The following is a 15,704-nucleotide window of genomic DNA, read 5'->3' as shown; positions in this document are numbered from 1 at the left end:
ATGAGCAAGACAGAGACAGACGCAGACGCAGGGACCGGAGCCGGGGCCGGGGCCGGAGCCGCGAACACGGCGGCCGAGGACGGGGAGCGCCGCGACAGCGAGGCCTCCGCCCGGCTCTCCACCGCCCCGGCCGAGGACCGCCCCGGCGAGGACCGCCTCATCGGCGGCCCCACCCTCGGCATCGTCGGCTGGATCCGCTGGTTCTGGCGGCAGCTCACCTCGATGCGGGTCGCGCTGATCCTCCTCCTGCTGCTCTCGCTGGGCTCGATCCCGGGCTCCCTCATCCCGCAGAACAGCGTGGACGACCTCAAGGTGCGCGCCTGGAAGGAGGAGAACGAGGCCTGGACGCCGCTCTTCGAGAAGCTCCAGCTCTTCGACGTGTACAGCTCGGTCTGGTTCTCCGCGATCTACATACTGCTGTTCGTCTCCCTCATCGGCTGCATCGTCCCGCGCTCCTGGCAGTTCGTGGAGCAGCTCCGCAGCCGCCCCCCGGGCGCGCCCGGCCGGCTGAACCGGATGCCCGCGTACACCACCTGGCGCACCGACGCCGAGCCCGAGGAGGTGCGGGAGGCGGCGCTGTCGATGCTCAAGCGCCGCCGGTTCCGCGCCCACACCGTCGGCACCGCCGTCGCCGCCGAGAAGGGCTATCTCCGCGAGGCCGGGAACCTGGTCTTCCATGTCTCGCTGATCGTGATGCTGGTGGCGTTCGCCGCCGGGCAGCTCTTCAAGTCCGAGGGCGGCAAGCTGATCGTCGAGGGCGACGGCTTCTCCAATGTGCTCCCGCACTACGACGACTTCCGGTCCGGCGCGCTCTACGACACCGACGACCTGGTCCCGTTCACCTTCATGCTGGACAGCTTCACCGGCACCTACGAGCGCACCGGGCCGCAGCGCGGCACCCCGCGCACCTTCGAGGCGGCCGTCACCTGGTCCGAGCCGGGCGGCAAGGAGAAGAAGTCCAAGATCGAGGTCAATAAGCCGCTGGTCGTCGACGGCACCAAGGTCTATCTGCTGGCGCACGGATACGCGCCCGTCGTGACCGTCCGCGACGGCCGGGGCAAGGTCGTCTACCAGGACGCGGTGCCGCTGCTGCCGAGGGACGCCAATGTCACCTCCACCGGCGCGATCAAGGTCATGGACGGCTACCGCGACAAGAACGGCAAGAAGCGGCAGCTCGGCTTCAGCGCCTTCTTCGTGCCGACCTTCGCGGGCCACGGTGAGGGCAACATGTTCTCCACCTTCCCCGGTCTGGACGCCCCGATCCTGGCGCTCACCGGCTTCACCGGCGACCTGGGCGTCAACGCGGGACTCCCGCAGAACGTCTACCAGCTCGAAACCCGCAATCTGAAGCAGTTCAAGGACAAGGACGGCAACAAGCTCGCCAAGCGCCTGCTGCCCGGCGAGACGATGAAGCTCCCCGACGGCGCGGGCTCCATCACCTTCGAGCCGGAGGTCAAGGAGTGGGCCAGCTTCCAGATCTCCCAGTCGCCCGGCAACGGCTGGGCCCTGGGCGGCGCGATCGCCGCCATCGGCGGCCTGGTCGGCTCGCTGTTCGTGCGTCGCCGCCGGATCTGGGTGCGCGCCGTGCGCGGTGACGACGGCGTGACGGTGGTGGAGATGGCCGGTCTGGGCCGGGGCGAGTCGCCGAGGCTGCCGGAGGAGCTGACTGAGCTGGCGCTGACGCTCCACGAGCGGACGCCCGCCCCGGCCGAGGGCACCTCGTCCGACTCACCGCCCGACGCGCCCGACGCGCCCGACGCGCCCGACGACCGACCGAACGATTCCGACGACGATCGAAGCGATTCCGTGGAAGTTTCCGCCGAAGGGGCTGGGAAGTGAATCTCGCCGCCGCAACCAACGAGAACCTCGCCCAGATCAGCAACACGCTGATCTACTCGGCGATGGCCGTCTACACGCTGGCCTTCCTCGCGCACATCGCCGAGTGGGTCTTCGGCAGCCGCAGCAAGGTCGGCCGTACCGCCGCCGCGCTCACCGCCCCTGCCCCCGCCGTGACCGTCCAGGTCCGCGGCAAGGAGGGCGGCACCGCCGTCCTGGACAAGCCGAAGGTCGTGACCCGCGCCGCGCCCGGCGCCCGGGACGTCCCGGACGGCCCCGGAGCCGCGGGCGGCACGGTCAAGGGCGATCTGTACGGCCGGATCGCGATCGCGCTCACCGTGGTCGCCTTCGCCGTCCAGGCGGGCGGCGTCGCGGCCCGCGCGTTCTCCGTGCAGCGCGCCCCCTGGGGCAATATGTACGAGTTCTCCATCACCTTCTCCACGGTGCTGGTCGGCGCGTACCTGGTGTTCCTGACGGCGGGGAAGAACGTCCGCTGGATGGGCCTGCCGCTCGTCGGCACGGTCCTCATCGATCTGGGCATCGCCACCACCTGGCTCTACACCGCCAGTGACCAGCTCGTCCCCGCGCTGGACTCCTACTGGCTGTGGATCCACGTCTCCACCGCGATCTTCTGCGGCGCGGTCTTCTACCTCGGCGCGGTCGGCACCCTGCTCTATCTGTTCCGCGACTCCTACGAGAGCAAGCTCGCGCGCGGTGCGAAGCCCGGCGCCTTCCTCACCTCGGTGATGGAGCGGCTGCCCTCGGCCGCGTCCCTGGACAAGTTCGCGTACCGCGTCAACGCGGCGATCTTCCCGCTGTGGACGTTCACGATCATCGCGGGCGCGATCTGGGCGGGCGACGCCTGGGGCCGCTACTGGGGCTGGGACCCCAAGGAGGTCTGGTCCTTCATCACCTGGGTCGCCTACGCCTGCTACCTCCACGCCCGCGCGACCGCCGGGTGGAAGGGCCGCAAGGCGGCCGTGCTGGCGCTCATCGCGTTCGCCTGCTGGCTCTTCAACTACTACGGCGTCAACATCTTCGTGGACGGGCTGCACTCGTACGCGTAAAGGCCAGAGCGTGAGAAGAGCCCCGCACCTTCCGGTGCGGGGCTCTTCTCACGCTCTCAGGCCTCGTCGTCGTCCTTCTTCTTCTCCCGCTCGTCCTTCAGGGAGTCGAGGAACTCCGGATTGTCGTCCGGCGCGACCCAGCCCCCGCCGCGCCCGCCGCGACCGCCCGCGCCGCCGCCGCCGTATCCGGCGGTCCTGCGGGGACGGCCCGCGATGAACCAGGCGACCGGGCCCAGCAGCACCTGTCCGAAGAGAAGGACGATAAGGACCCACGCCACCTTCGGCAGATTCCTGACCTCCTTCTCGGGAGTGTTCAGGCAGTCGATGAAGGCGTAGATCCACAGCGCCAGGACCAGCAGAAAGGGCAGATACCTGAGCATGGTCTTACGGTCCCCCAGGGAGAGGCGGTGGGGCACGGAACCGGCCCCGGTGACGCGGCCAGGGTAACCGGTACCGGATACTGGGGCGCATGGCTTACGACGATCTTCGCTCCCTGCTCAGGGCCCTGGAACGCGAGGGAGACCTCAAGCGCATCAAGGCCGAGGTCGACCCCCATCTGGAGATCGGGGAGATCGTCGACCGGGTGAACAAGTCGGGCGGACCGGCGCTGCTCTTCGAGAATGTGCGCGGCTCCGCCATGCCGCTGGCGATGAATGTCTTCGGCACCGACCGCCGGCTGCTCAAGGCGCTCGGCCTGAAGTCGTACACGGACATCAGCGACAAGATCGGCGGGCTCCTCAAGCCCGAGCTGCCGCACGGCTTCGTCGGGGTCCGCGAGGCCTTCGGCAAGCTCGGCTCGATGGTCCACGTACCGCCGAAGAAGGTGAAGGACGCCCCCGTGCAGGAGGTCGTCCTGAAGGGCGAGGAGGTCGACCTCGACCAGCTCCCCGCGCTCTTCACCTGGCCCGAGGACGGCGGCTCCTTCTTCAATCTGGGGCTCACCCACACCAAGGACCCCGAGTCGGGCGTCCGCAATCTCGGCCTCTACCGGCTCCAGCGGCACGACCGCCGCACCATCGGCATGCACTGGCAGATCCACAAGGACAGCCGCAACCACTACCAGGTCGCCGCCCGCCGGGGCGAGCGGCTGCCGGTCGCGATCGCCTTCGGCGCGCCGCCCGCCGTGACGTACGCCTCCACCGCGCCGCTCCCCGGCGACATCGACGAGTACCTCTTCGCCGGCTTCATCCAGGGCAAGCGGATCGAGATGGTCGACTGCAAGACCGTCCCGCTCCAGGTCCCCGCGCACGCGGAGGTCGTCCTGGAGGGCTGGCTGGAGCCGGGCGAGATGCTGCCGGAGGGCCCCTTCGGCGACCACACCGGCTTCTACACCCCGCAGGAGCCCTTCCCCGCGCTCACCATCGACTGTGTGACCATGCGGCGCAAGCCGCTGCTCCAGTCGATCGTGGTGGGCCGCCCGCCGACCGAGGACGGTCCGCTGGGCCGGGCGACGGAACGCTTCTTCCTGCCGCTGCTCAAGATCGTCGTACCGGACATCGTGGACTACCACCTGCCCGAGGCGGGCGGCTTCCACAACTGCGCCATCGTCTCGATCGACAAGAAGTACCCCAAGCACGCGCAGAAGGTGATGTCCGCGATCTGGGGCGCGCACATGATGTCGCTGACCAAGCTGATCATCGTGGTCGACAAGGACTGCGACGTCCACGACCTCCACGAGGTGGCCTGGCGGGCGCTGGGCAACACCGACTACGCGCGCGACCTCACCGTCGCCGAGGGCCCGGTCGACCATCTCGACCACGCCTCGTACCAGCAGTTCTGGGGCGGCAAGGCAGGCATCGACGCGACCGCGAAGTGGCCCGAGGAGGGCTACACCCGCGACGGCGGCTGGCCGCGGATGGTCGAGTCGGACCCGGACACGGCGGCGCTGGTCGACCGCCGCTGGAAGGAGTACGGCCTGTGAGCCGCCACCTCGCTCCGCACCTCTCCCCGGCCGCTCGCGGGTACCGGCGGTGACCGCGTCCGCCGCGGCCGTCCCCGGGCCGGGCCGGACGAGGAGCTTTCTGCGGCTGGTGATGATCGAGCACTCGGTCTTCGCGCTGCCCTTCGCCTATATCGCCGCCCTCACCGCGATGTTCCTCGACGGCGGGAGCATCCAGTGGGGCACGCTGCTGCTCGTCACCGTCGCCATGGTCGGGATGCGCACCTTCGCGATGGCCTGCAACCGGATCATCGACCGTGAGATCGACGCCCGGAACCCCCGCACGGCGGGCCGGGAGCTGGTCACCGGCGCGGTGAGCGTAAGGTCCGCCTGGACCGGCGCGCTGATCGCCCTGGCGGTCTTCCTGGGCGCCGCCGCGCTGCTCAACCCGCTCTGTCTGATGCTCGCGCCGGTCGCCGCCGTCCCGATGGTGGTCTATCCGTACGGCAAGAGGTTCACCCACTATCCGCACGCCATCCTCGGTGTGGCACAGGCCATAGGGCCGATCGGGGCCTGGCTCGCGGTCACCGGCGAGTGGTCCTGGGACGCGGTGCTCCTCGGCCTCGCCGTCGGCGTCTGGATCGGCGGCTTCGACCTGATCTTCGCCACCCAGGACGTCCAGGCCGACCGCGCCGAGGGCGTGCTCTCGGTCCCGGCGCGCTTCGGGGTGCCCGCGGCGCTGTACGGGGCGCGGGGCGCGCATGTGGTGACCACCGCGCTGCTGGTGTGGTTCGCCCTGGCCACCGATGCCGGGGCGTTCTTCTGGGCCGGTCTGGCGGTCGTGGCGGCGGCCTTCTGCTACGAGCACACCGTGGTGAAGCCGCACGATCTGTCCCGGCTGAACCGGGCCTTCTTCACCGTCAACGGCTTCATCGGAATCAGCCTGTTCGGGTTCGCCCTGCTGGATCTGCTGGTGCGCGGGCTGACGGTGTAGAGCCTCCGGGTACGCCTCGGTGCCTGGCACACGGGTCGCACGGCCCTGCGGATAGGCTCCCTGTGTGGAGCCAGCACAGAACACCCCCCGCCGTCCGTGGATCGTCGGAGTGTCCGGGGCCTCCGGGACACCGTATGCCGCCGCCGTGCTGCGCGGGCTGATCGACGCGGGGGAGAGCGTCGATCTGGTGGTCTCGCGGGCCTCCCGGCTGACTCTGCTCGACGAGACCGGGATCTCCTTCCGGGACGCCCACTGGCGCGACGATCTGCGCGAGTGGCTGAGCCGGGGGGCGGACGGGAAGCCGGACGCCTTCACGGTCGATCTCGACGGCGTACGCCACTGGGCGGCGGGCGACCTCGCCGCCGGGCCGTCCTCGGGCTCGTACCCCGCCAAGGGGATGCTGATCGTCCCCGCCTCGACGGCGTCCGTCGCCGGAGTCGCCCTCGGTCTCTCCAAGGATCTGCTCCAGCGCACCGCGAGCGTGACCCTCAAGGAGCGGCGCCCGCTGGTCGTCGCCGTGCGGGAGACCCCGCTCAACGGACAGACGCTCCGCCATCTGCTCGCCCTCGACGACGCGGGCGCGGTGGTGCTGCCCGCGTCACCCGCGTTCTACGCGGGCGCGAACGACCTCCAGAGCCTGGTGGACTTCGTCGCCGGGCGGGCGCTGGACGCGGTGGGCGTGCCGCACACGCTGTACCGGCGGTGGAAGGGACAGCTCGGGGGCGCTCGCCAGGGCTGATCCGGCCGCCCGCGCGGGGATTTCCGGTCCTTCCGGCTCCGGCGCGGAACCGGAGCGATCACTGCCGGCTCTTCATCAGGAACTGCGGGGCCGGGCCCCGCACGCCTTTGGATTTCGAACACTTTCGGACACTTTCGGATACTAAGGAAGGCTCCAGGCACATGGACGCGGTGGACAGACAGCTCATCCAGGCTCTCCGAGAGAACGGCAGGGCCTCTTACGCCGAGCTGGGACGGCTCGTCGGCCTCTCCGGACCGAGCGTCACCGACCGGATCAACCGCCTGGAGGCGGCGGGAGTCATCACCGGCTACCGCGCCACGGTCGACGCGGCCTCGCTCGGCCTCGGGGTCACCGCGCTCATCGGCATCTCGCTCTCCGACGCCGCCGACCACGAGGACGTGGCGCGCCGGCTGAGGGACCTCGCCGAGATCGAGGACTGCTGGTTCATCGCGGGCGACGACTCCTACATGCTCAAGGTCCGCGTCGGCGACGTCGACGGCCTGGAGAAGACGATCCGCCGGCTCAGCGGCACCCGGGGCGTCTCCCGCACCCGGACGACGATCGTGCTCTCCACCAAGTGGGAGAACCGCGTCGGGGACCTTCCCGAGGAGGACTGACGGACGGGGCGGGGGCGTCCCTCGCTGTCAAGAGCGGGGGAGTAACGTGGTCGGAGCCCGATTGACGTCAGACATGGGAGGCGGGCGCATGGACGCTGGGCTCAAGCGCGAGCTGGAGGAGAAGGTCAGGGCGGGGGAGCGGCTGTCCCGCGAGGACGGCATCGCCCTGTACGCCTCGGACGACCTGGCCTGGCTCGGCGGCCTCGCCCACGAGGTGCGCACGCGCAAGAACGGCGACGTCGTGCACTTCAACGTCAACCGCCACCTCAACATGACCAATGTGTGCACCGCGTCGTGCGCCTACTGCTCGTTCCAGCGGAAGCCGGGCGAGAAGGACGCGTACACCATGCGCATCGAGGAGGCCGTCCGCCTCGCCAAGGCGATGGAGAACGAGAACCTCACCGAGCTGCACATCGTCAACGGGCTCCACCCCAACCTTCCGTGGCGGTACTACCCCCGCTCCCTGAGCGCGCTGAAGGAAGCCCTCCCGAACGTCTCGCTGAAGGCCTTCACCGCCACCGAGATCCACCACTTCGAGACCATCTCCGGGATGTCGGCCTCCGACATCCTGGACGAGCTGATCGAGGCCGGTCTCGAATCGCTCACCGGCGGCGGCGCGGAGATCTTCGACTGGGAGGTGCGCCAGCACATCGTCGACCACCGGACCCACTGGGAGGACTGGTCGAGGATCCACCGGCTGGCGCACAGCAAGGGCCTCAAGACCCCGTCCACCATGCTGTACGGGCACATCGAGGAGCCCCGCCACCGCGTCGACCACGTGCTGAGGCTCCGTGAGCTCCAGGACGAGACCGGCGGCTTCCAGGTCTTCATCCCGCTGCGCTACCAGCACGACTTCGTGGACATGAAGGACGGCAAGGTCCGCAACAAGCTCCAGGCGCGCACCACGATGGCGACCGGGGCCGAGGCGCTCAAGACCTTCGCGGTCTCCCGGCTGCTCTTCGACAACGTTCCGCACGTCAAGGTCTTCTGGGTGATGCACGGGGTGCAGACCGCGCAGCTCGCGCTCCAGCACGGAGCCGACGACATGGACGGCTCGGTCGTCGAGTACAAGATCACGCACGACGCGGACAACTACGGCACGCCGAACAAGCTGACCCGCGACGATCTTCTCGATCTGATCCGTGACGCCGGATTCCGTCCGGTGGAGCGGAACACCCGCTACGAGATCATCCGCGAGTACCCCGGCCCGGACGCCGACCGCCGGGAGACCCCGCAGGCCATGCGGGTCTGACCGCCTGTCCGGCCACCGCCCGGAGCCGTCCTCCCGAGCCGCCTGCCCGGCCGTTTCGGGGGCGTGCTTCACTGGTTTGGCAGGTTCTGTCATACGGAGTACGAAGAGAGAGTGGGCCCCGCAGTGTCAGCCAAGTCGAGCGCCGCGATCAAGTACACGGCCTTGCGCCTCGCCGTCTTCGCCGGCTGCTTCGCGCTGGTGGCCGCGCTGGTCCACTTCGGGATCCTGCCCAAGGGTCTCGGCGACTCCAACTTCGTCTGGGTCGTGCTGCTGGCCGTGGTGCTCTCCGCGCCGATCAGCTTCGTCCTGCTGCGCAGCCAGCGGGACGCGATGTCCGAGCAGATCGTCACCAAGGTCGAGCGGACCAAGGCGCGCTACGAGGCCAACCGCACCCAGGAGGACTGAGCCTCCCTGTTGCTTCACCGCACGCCCCCGGCCCACCGGCCGGGGGCGTGCCGCGTTTCCCCGGGGCGTGCCCGGGTAGTCGCCTAGCCGCCCGATGCGTCAGGGAGTGCCATGGGTCACATTCAGGCCAGGGATTACCGGCCGGTGGGCGCACTCCGGGTGCTATCCCGCTTTGGAGTGGCGAAGATCCCAAAGTAAAGCTTTCAGGATCTCAAAGTTCAAGTGTTAACGTATCGGGCATGACGTCAGCGCCGCGCTTTCCCCATGTCACGAGCCACCCGCTCGTGACACGCGCGCGCGCCGACAGACGCCGCTGTATGCCCGCGGTCTGTCGCCGTCCGGTCTGTGGCCGTCCGGCCTGTCGCCGTCCGGTCTGACCCGGCACCGCAGGCGGAACAGCCCCTCGCGCACGGGTGCCGCCCTTCCCCGCTCTTCTCCCCTCTCGCCGCTCTGGAGTGTGTCCGTGTCCGCGAACACCGCGTCCACCACGACCGGAAAGCCCTCGGGCTCCGGTTCCCGAATACCCAAGGTCCCCTTCTGGGTCCAGATCGTCGTCGGTCTGGCGCTCGGCGTCGTCTTCGGCTGGATCGCCCGCGAGTTCGGCGTCGGCTGGCTCAAGGAGACCCTCGGGCACATCGGAGACATCTTCATCCGGCTGCTGAAGCTGGCCGTCGCCCCGCTCGTCTTCTTCGCGATCCTGGTGTCGATCACCAACCTCCGCAAGGTCAACAACGCCGCCCGGCTGGCCGGCCAGACCCTGCTCTGGTTCATGATCACGTCGCTGATCGCGGTCGCCATCGGCATCACCATCGGCCTGGTCACCAACCCGGGCGAGGGCACCGGCCTCACCCCGAAGGACGGGCAGCTCCCCAAGCGTGAGGGAAGCTGGATCGACTTCCTCACCGGAATCGTCCCCACCGACATCATCACGCCCTTCACCGAGCTGAACGTCCTCCAGATCGTCTTCATCGCCGCCGTCGGCGGTATCGCGGCCCTCGCCCTCGGCGACAAGGCCAAGCCGATCCTCACGCTCAGCGAAGCCGTCCTCGAACTGCTCCAGAAGGCCCTGTGGTGGGTCATCCGGCTTGCCCCGCTCGGCACCGTCGGCCTCATCGGCTACGCCATCGCCGACTACGGCTGGGAGCTGATCGGCAAGTACGCGACCTTCACCGCCGACGTCTACATCGGCTGCGCCCTGGTCCTCTTCGGCGTCTACCCGCTGCTGCTCGCGACCGTCGCCAAGGTCAACCCGGTCCACTTCTTCCGGGGCGCCTGGCCCGCGATCCAGCTCGCCTTCGTCTCCCGCTCCTCGGTCGGCACCATGCCGCTGACCCAGAAGGTCACCGAGCGGCTCGGCGTGCCCAAGGCGTACACCTCCTTCGCGGTCCCGTTCGGCGCGACCACCAAGATGGACGGCTGCGCCGCGATCTACCCGGCGCTGGCGGCGATCTTCATCGCGCAGATCTTCGACGTACAGCTGGGCATCCAGGACTATCTGCTGATCGCCTTCGTCTCGGTCGTCGGCTCGGCCGCCACCGCCGGTCTCACCGGCGCCACGGTCATGCTGACCCTGACCCTCTCCACGCTGGGTCTCCCGCTGGAGGGCGTGGGTCTGCTGATGGCGATCGACCCGATCCTGGACATGATCCGTACGGCCACCAATGTGGCGGGCCAGGCACTGGTTCCGGTCATCGTCGCCGCCCGGGAGAAGATCCTGGACCACGACGCGTACAACTCGGCCACCGCCTCGCCGATCGACGAGCCCGTCGAGGACGTGCACCCGGTGCCGGCCCCGGTCTGACGTTCCGGCCGGTCCGCCGGACCCCGCGCACCCCGTGTTCCGTACCCGGGGAGCGCGGGGTCCGGCTCGTTCCGGCCGGTTTGCGCTGGCCGTAGGCTTACCGCGCGGCAGGGGTGTGGTACGGGGCGAGGGGGAGTTTCGGAGCATGAGCGCTGGGAGAGGCGGAGGCGCACGGGGCACACGGCTGCCACGGGCCGTCCGGGAGCGGCAGATGATGGACGCCGCCGTGCACACCTTCGGGCGGCGCGGCTACCGGGTCGCCTCGATGGAGGAGATCGCCGGGCTCGCGGGCGTTTCCAAGCCACTGGTCTACCTCTATCTGAACTCCAAGGAAGAGCTGTTCACCGCCTGTGTACGGCGTGAGGCGCGGGCCCTCGCCGCCTCGGTGCGGGACTCGGTCGACCCCCGGCTCCCCGCCGACCGGCAGCTCTGGGCCGGGCTCACCGCCTTCTTCACCCACACGGCCGAGAACCCGGACGGCTGGGCGGTGCTGCACCGGCAGGCGCGCACCCACGGGGAGCCCTTCGCGCTGGAGGTGGCCGCGATGCGGGACGAGATGGTCGCCCGGGTGGCCTCCCTGATCGGCGCGGCGGCCCGCGAGGCGGGCACCGGGCGGACCCCTGAGCTGGCCGCGCGGGACATGACCGGGCTGGCCCAGGCGCTGGTGGGGGCGGCGGAGTCGCTCGCCGGCTGGCGGCACGAGGACGGCACGGTCTCGGCGCGGGACGCGGCGGCGACCCTGATGAACTTCGCATGGGTGGGGCTGGGCGAGCTGCTCCGGGGCGAGCGCTGGACCGCCCGCTGACCCGTCCTGCCGGTGACCCCGGGGTGGGGTTCCCCACAGGGAAGGGCCCCGGCGCGGGATGCGCCGGGGCCCTTCCTGCTGGCCCGGCTCCCCGCCGTGAGCTGCGCCGATGACGGTCCGCGGGGGCGCCGGGGTGCGCACCGCCGGCCGGGTGCCTGAATTCACAGAACAGGCGAGTCGGGTCATCACTGGATAAACTCCCCGTTTGCCGTGCGCGGGACGGGATCGCAGCGCACTCTCCCCCCGGGCCCGGCGGCCCGGGGGTACCCCGACGACAGATGGAGAGTGAGAGATGCGCACGAGCCCCCCTCGAAGAGCCGCGCCGACCCGGACCGGCGGAGGGCTCGCCGGATGACCTTCTCCCCGGACGGCCGGGCCCTGCTCGAAGCCGGCCCGCCCGCCGCCCCCGCCCTCTTCACCGCCGGCCGCGCGGCCCCGGCCCGGACCCTCGTCGACATCCTGGACGAGACCACCCGCCGCGAGCCGGACGCCCTCGCCCTCGACGACGGCGTCACCCCGCTCACCTACCGCGCCCTCGCCGCCGAGGTCGAGACGGTACGGGCTCGGCTGACCGGCGCGGGCATCGGCCCGGGCGACCGGGTCGGGGTGCGGGTGCCGTCCGGGACGGCCGATCTGTACGTCTCGATCCTCGGCGTCCTCGCGGCGGGCGCGGCCTACGTCCCGGTCGACGCGGAAGACCCCGAGGAGCGGGCCGAGCTGGTCTTCACCGAGGCCGCCGTCCGCGCGGTCCTGAGCGAGGGCCGCGCTCTCGCCCTCCGGGAGGGGGGACTCCCCCCGGAGCCCCGGCCGGAGGCCGACCCCCTGCCCCGGCCGGAGGCCAGACCTGGCCCCGAGGACGACGCCTGGGTGATCTTCACCTCCGGCTCCACCGGAAAGCCCAAGGGCGTCGCCGTCACCCATCGCGCGGCGGCGGCCTTCGTGGACGCCGAGGCGCGTCTCTTCCTCCGCCGGGACCCGCTCGGCCCCGGGGACCGGGTGCTCGCCGGGCTCTCGGTCGCCTTCGACGCCTCCTGCGAGGAGATGTGGCTCGCCTGGCGGCACGGGGCCGCCCTGGTGCCCGCCCCGCGCTCACTGGTGCGGACCGGGCTCGACCTCGGCCCCTGGCTGGTCGAGCAGCGGGTCACCGCCGTGTCCACCGTCCCCACCCTGGCCGCGCTCTGGCCCGCCGACGCGCTGACCGGCGTACGGCTGCTGATCTTCGGCGGTGAGGCCTGCCCGCCGGAGCTGGCCGAGCGCACCGCCGTCCCCGGCCGCGAGGTCTGGAACACCTACGGCCCCACCGAGGCCACCGTCGTCGCCTGCGCCGCCCGGCTCACCGGCGAGGGCCCGGTGCGGATCGGGCTGCCGCTCGACGGCTGGGAGCTGGCGGTCGTGAACGCCCGGGGCGAGATCGCCCCGCTGGGCGAGAGCGGCGAGCTGGTCATCGGGGGAGTGGGCCTCGCCCGCTATCTCGACCCGGACAAGGACGCCGAGAAGTACGCCCCGCTGCCCGCCCTCGGCTGGCCCCGCGCCTACCGCAGCGGCGATCTGGTCCGCGCCGACCCGGCGGGGCTGGTCTTCCTGGGCCGCGCGGACGAGCAGATCAAACTGGGCGGACGCCGCGTCGAACTCGGCGAGGTCGACGCCGCGCTCCAGTCCCTCCCCGGTGTCGCGGGCGCCGCCGCCGCCGTCCGCACCACCCCGGCGGGCCACCAGCTCCTCATCGGCTATGTCGTCCCCGAGAGTCCCGAGCACTCCGAACCGGTCTTCGACCTGGAGCGGGCGCGGGAGCTGCTGCGCGGCGAGCTGCCCGCCGCGCTGGTGCCGAGGCTCGCCGCCGTCGGCGAGCTGCCGACCCGCACCTCGGGAAAGGTCGACCGGGACGCCCTCCCCTGGCCGCTGCCCGCCGCGACCGTGACCGTGCCGGAGACCGAGCGCCTCACCGAGACCGAGGCCTGGCTCGCGGGCCAGTGGGCCGAACTCCTCGGGGCCGAGGTCACCGGCCCCGACGCCGACTTCTTCGCCAGCGGCGGCGGCAGCCTCGCCGCCGCCCAGCTCGTCTCCCGGATCCGCGAGCGGTACGCCACCGGATCCGTCGGCGACATCTACCAGCACCCCACCCTCGGCGCGCTCGCCCGCACCCTGGACTCCGGCCCGGGACCCGGTCCGGCCGACGCCCGCCCGGCCCGCCGGGTGAGCCCCGTACCCCGCCGGGCGCAACTGGCCCAGCTCGCACTGATGCTCCCGCTGCTCACCGTCGCCGGGCTGCGGTGGAGCGTGGTCGCCGCCGCCGTCAACAATGTGCTGGCACTCGCCGGGCCCGCCGTCTCCTGGTGGTGGATCGGGCTGGGGTGGCTGCTCGTCATCAGCCCGCCGGGCAAGATCGCCATCGCGGCGGGCGGCGCGCGGCTGCTGCTGAGAGGGGTGCGCCCCGGCACCCATCCGCGCGGCGGCTCCGTCCATCTGCGGCTGTGGACCGCCGAGCGGCTCGCCGAGCTGAGCGGCGCGACCGGCCTCGCGGGCTCCTGGCTGACGTACTACGCCCGGGCCCTGGGCGTACGCGTCGGCGACGACGCCGACCTGCACTCCCTGCCGCCCGTCACCGGGCTGCTCCGGCTCGGCCGGGGCGCGGCCGTCGAGCCCGAGGTGGATCTCTCCGGCCACTGGCTGGACGGCGATCTCCTCCACATCGGCCCGGTGCGCGTCGGCGCGGACGCCACCGTCGGCGCGCGCAGCACCCTCTTCCCCGGCGCGCGGATCGGCAAGCGCTCCGAGATCGCGCCCGGCTCCGGCGTCACCGGGGCGGTGCCCGCCGGTGAGCGCTGGTCCGGCGCGCCCGCGACCCGCGACGGCAAGGCCCGCCCGCCCGTCGGCCCGCGCCCCGCGCGCCGCCCGCGCTGGACCGCCGTCTACGCGCTGACCTCGCTCCTCCTCGGTCTGCTCCCCGCGCTCGCCGCCCTCCCGGCGCTGCTGATCCTCCGGGCTTCCGCCGCCCCGCTCGCCGCCGTCCCCCTGGCGACCCTGGCCGCGCTCGCCGCGTACGCCCTGCTGATCCTCGCGGGGGTACGTGCGCTGAGCGCCGGGCTGCGCGAGGGCAGCCACCCCGTCCACAGCCGGATCGCCTGGCAGGCCTGGACGACCGAGCGACTGATGGACATGGCGCGGGTACAGCTCTTCCCGCTGTACGCGTCCCTCGCCACCCCCGTGTGGCTGCGGGCGCTCGGCATGAAGGTGGGCCGGGGCGTGGAGGCGTCCACCGTGCTCGCGGTGCCTTCCATGACCACGGTCGGCGACGGCGCGTTCCTCGCCGACGACACGATGGTGGCCTCGTACGAGCTGGGCGGCGGACGGCTCCGGATCGCGGCGGCCCGGGTCGGCAAACGCGCCTTCCTCGGCAATTCGGGCATGACGGCCGCCGGTCGCCGGGTGCCCAAGCGGGGGCTGGTGGGGGTGCTGTCGTCCACGCCCAAGGGGGCGAAGGCGGGCAGCTCCTGGCTGGGGATGCCGCCGATGAAGCTGCCCAGGGCCGCCGAGAAGGGCGACCAGAGCCGTACCTTCGCCCCGCCGGCCCGGCTGAAGTGGGCCAGGGCCGCCGTGGAGCTGTGCAGAATCGTTCCGGTGATCTGCTCCGCGATGCTCGCGCTCCTCGCGGTCATCGCCTTCGGCACGCTCGCCGAGCACCTCGGCCACCCCCTGGCCGTCCTGCTCGGCGGGGCGCTGCTGCTGGCGGCGGGCGCGCTGGCCGCACTCCTCGCGCTGGCGGCGAAATGGCTGCTGGTGGGCAGATTCCGGGCGGTCGAGCATCCGCTGTGGTCGGCCTTCGTCTGGCGCAATGAGCTGGCGGACACCTTTGTCGAGGTCCTCGCGGTCCCCTGGCTGGTGGGCTCGGTCGGCGGCACCCCGCTGATGAGCCTGTGGCTGCGCGGGCTCGGGGCCCGCATCGGCCGGGGCGTGTGGTGCGAGACGTACTGGCTCCCGGAAGCCGATCTGGCCACCGTGGGGGAGGGCGCGAGCATCGGCCGGGGCTGTGTGGTGCAGACACACCTCTTCCATGACCGGATCATGCGCATGGACAATGTCCGGATCGGGGCGGGTGCCACGCTCGGCCCGCACGGCATCGCGCTGCCCGGGGCGGTGATCGGCGACCGGGCCGTGGTCGGCCCCGCGTCGCTGGTGATGCGCGGGGAGCGGGTGCCCGCCGGCACCCGCTGGCTGGGCAATCCGATCGCCGCCTGGAAGCCGTCGCGCGCCCGGAAGCGGGCGAAGGCCCCCAGAAGGCCGCGCCTCACGAAGTGAACGAAGGGCCCAA

General features: G+C 71.6%; 12 protein-coding genes. 11 read left to right on the top strand and 1 reads right to left on the bottom strand.

The window, feature by feature from the left end:
• Entirely contained in the window at window positions 1-1,839 is a 1,839-nt protein-coding gene (gene resB / locus IE247_RS26705; protein WP_190125849.1) for a cytochrome c biogenesis protein ResB, read from the top strand.
• Window positions 1,836-2,903 (top strand): c-type cytochrome biogenesis protein CcsB, encoded by a 1,068-nt coding sequence (gene ccsB / locus IE247_RS26700; RefSeq protein WP_190125848.1) that lies wholly within the window; start codon window positions 1,836-1,838, stop codon window positions 2,901-2,903. Before resB ends, ccsB begins: the two co-directional genes overlap by 4 nt.
• Before the next feature lie 56 nt (window positions 2,904-2,959).
• Here the strand turns inward: ccsB and IE247_RS26695 are convergent, their stop codons facing one another.
• Window positions 2,960-3,283: a PLD nuclease N-terminal domain-containing protein gene (locus tag IE247_RS26695; RefSeq protein ID WP_190125847.1), complete on the bottom strand. Its 324-nt coding sequence runs from the start codon at window positions 3,281-3,283 to the stop codon at window positions 2,960-2,962.
• A gap of 89 nt (window positions 3,284-3,372) precedes the next feature.
• On the opposite strand from IE247_RS26695, the gene IE247_RS26690 reads away from it, so the two are divergent.
• The 9 genes from IE247_RS26690 to IE247_RS26650 all read left to right on the top strand — a co-directional run bounded on the left by IE247_RS26690 (window position 3,373) and on the right by IE247_RS26650 (window position 15,691).
• Window positions 3,373-4,824, top strand: coding sequence for a menaquinone biosynthesis decarboxylase (locus tag IE247_RS26690; protein ID WP_190125846.1), 1,452 nt, complete (start codon window positions 3,373-3,375; stop codon window positions 4,822-4,824).
• Window positions 4,825-4,873: 49 nt separating this feature from the next.
• Window positions 4,874-5,776: a menaquinone biosynthesis prenyltransferase MqnP gene (mqnP, locus tag IE247_RS26685; RefSeq protein ID WP_190125845.1), complete on the top strand. Its 903-nt coding sequence runs from the start codon at window positions 4,874-4,876 to the stop codon at window positions 5,774-5,776.
• Between the two features lie 64 nt (window positions 5,777-5,840).
• Window positions 5,841-6,515 carry a UbiX family flavin prenyltransferase gene (locus tag IE247_RS26680; RefSeq protein ID WP_190125844.1) on the top strand — a complete coding sequence of 225 codons (675 nt, stop codon included), beginning with the start codon at window positions 5,841-5,843 and terminating at the stop codon, window positions 6,513-6,515.
• Between the two features lie 161 nt (window positions 6,516-6,676).
• The gene (locus IE247_RS26675; RefSeq protein WP_190125843.1) at window positions 6,677-7,132 is read left to right on the top strand and encodes an Lrp/AsnC family transcriptional regulator; all 456 of its coding nucleotides are present in this window, start codon (window positions 6,677-6,679) and stop codon (window positions 7,130-7,132) included.
• Window positions 7,133-7,220: 88 nt separating this feature from the next.
• Window positions 7,221-8,384: an aminofutalosine synthase MqnE gene (gene mqnE / locus IE247_RS26670; RefSeq protein ID WP_190125842.1), complete on the top strand. Its 1,164-nt coding sequence runs from the start codon at window positions 7,221-7,223 to the stop codon at window positions 8,382-8,384.
• Between the two features lie 123 nt (window positions 8,385-8,507).
• Window positions 8,508-8,789, top strand: a complete 282-nt coding sequence (locus IE247_RS26665) for a DUF4229 domain-containing protein (RefSeq protein ID WP_190125841.1) — start codon at window positions 8,508-8,510, stop codon at window positions 8,787-8,789.
• Between the two features lie 463 nt (window positions 8,790-9,252).
• A complete protein-coding gene (locus IE247_RS26660) occupies window positions 9,253-10,590 on the top strand; it encodes a dicarboxylate/amino acid:cation symporter (RefSeq protein ID WP_190125840.1) in 1,338 nt (445 codons plus the stop codon).
• 145 nt (window positions 10,591-10,735) lie between these two features.
• A complete protein-coding gene (locus IE247_RS26655; protein WP_190125839.1) occupies window positions 10,736-11,395 on the top strand; it encodes a TetR/AcrR family transcriptional regulator in 660 nt (219 codons plus the stop codon).
• Between the two features lie 351 nt (window positions 11,396-11,746).
• Window positions 11,747-15,691: a Pls/PosA family non-ribosomal peptide synthetase gene (locus IE247_RS26650; RefSeq protein ID WP_190125838.1), complete on the top strand. Its 3,945-nt coding sequence runs from the start codon at window positions 11,747-11,749 to the stop codon at window positions 15,689-15,691.
• Window positions 15,692-15,704 lie beyond the last annotated feature (13 nt).

This window comes from Streptomyces inusitatus, assembly GCF_014651115.1.
Lineage (GTDB): Bacteria > Actinomycetota > Actinomycetes > Streptomycetales > Streptomycetaceae > Streptomyces > Streptomyces amakusaensis.
The sequence above is the reverse complement of the archived record's forward strand: the minus strand, read 5'-3'. Positions and strand labels throughout refer to the sequence as shown.

Excerpts from the sequence above, each read along its gene's own strand:
- resB (WP_190125849.1), top strand. The coding sequence starts at position 1 with ATGAGCAAGACAGAGACAGACGCAGACGCAGGGACCGGAGCCGGGGCC.
- IE247_RS26695 (WP_190125847.1), bottom strand. The coding sequence starts at position 3,283 with ATGCTCAGGTATCTGCCCTTTCTGCTGGTCCTGGCGCTGTGGATCTAC.
- IE247_RS26690 (WP_190125846.1), top strand. The coding sequence starts at position 3,373 with ATGGCTTACGACGATCTTCGCTCCCTGCTCAGGGCCCTGGAACGCGAG.
- IE247_RS26675 (WP_190125843.1), top strand. The coding sequence starts at position 6,677 with ATGGACGCGGTGGACAGACAGCTCATCCAGGCTCTCCGAGAGAACGGC.
- mqnE (WP_190125842.1), top strand. The coding sequence starts at position 7,221 with ATGGACGCTGGGCTCAAGCGCGAGCTGGAGGAGAAGGTCAGGGCGGGG.
- IE247_RS26655 (WP_190125839.1), top strand. The coding sequence starts at position 10,736 with ATGAGCGCTGGGAGAGGCGGAGGCGCACGGGGCACACGGCTGCCACGG.
- IE247_RS26650 (WP_190125838.1), top strand. The coding sequence starts at position 11,747 with ATGACCTTCTCCCCGGACGGCCGGGCCCTGCTCGAAGCCGGCCCGCCC.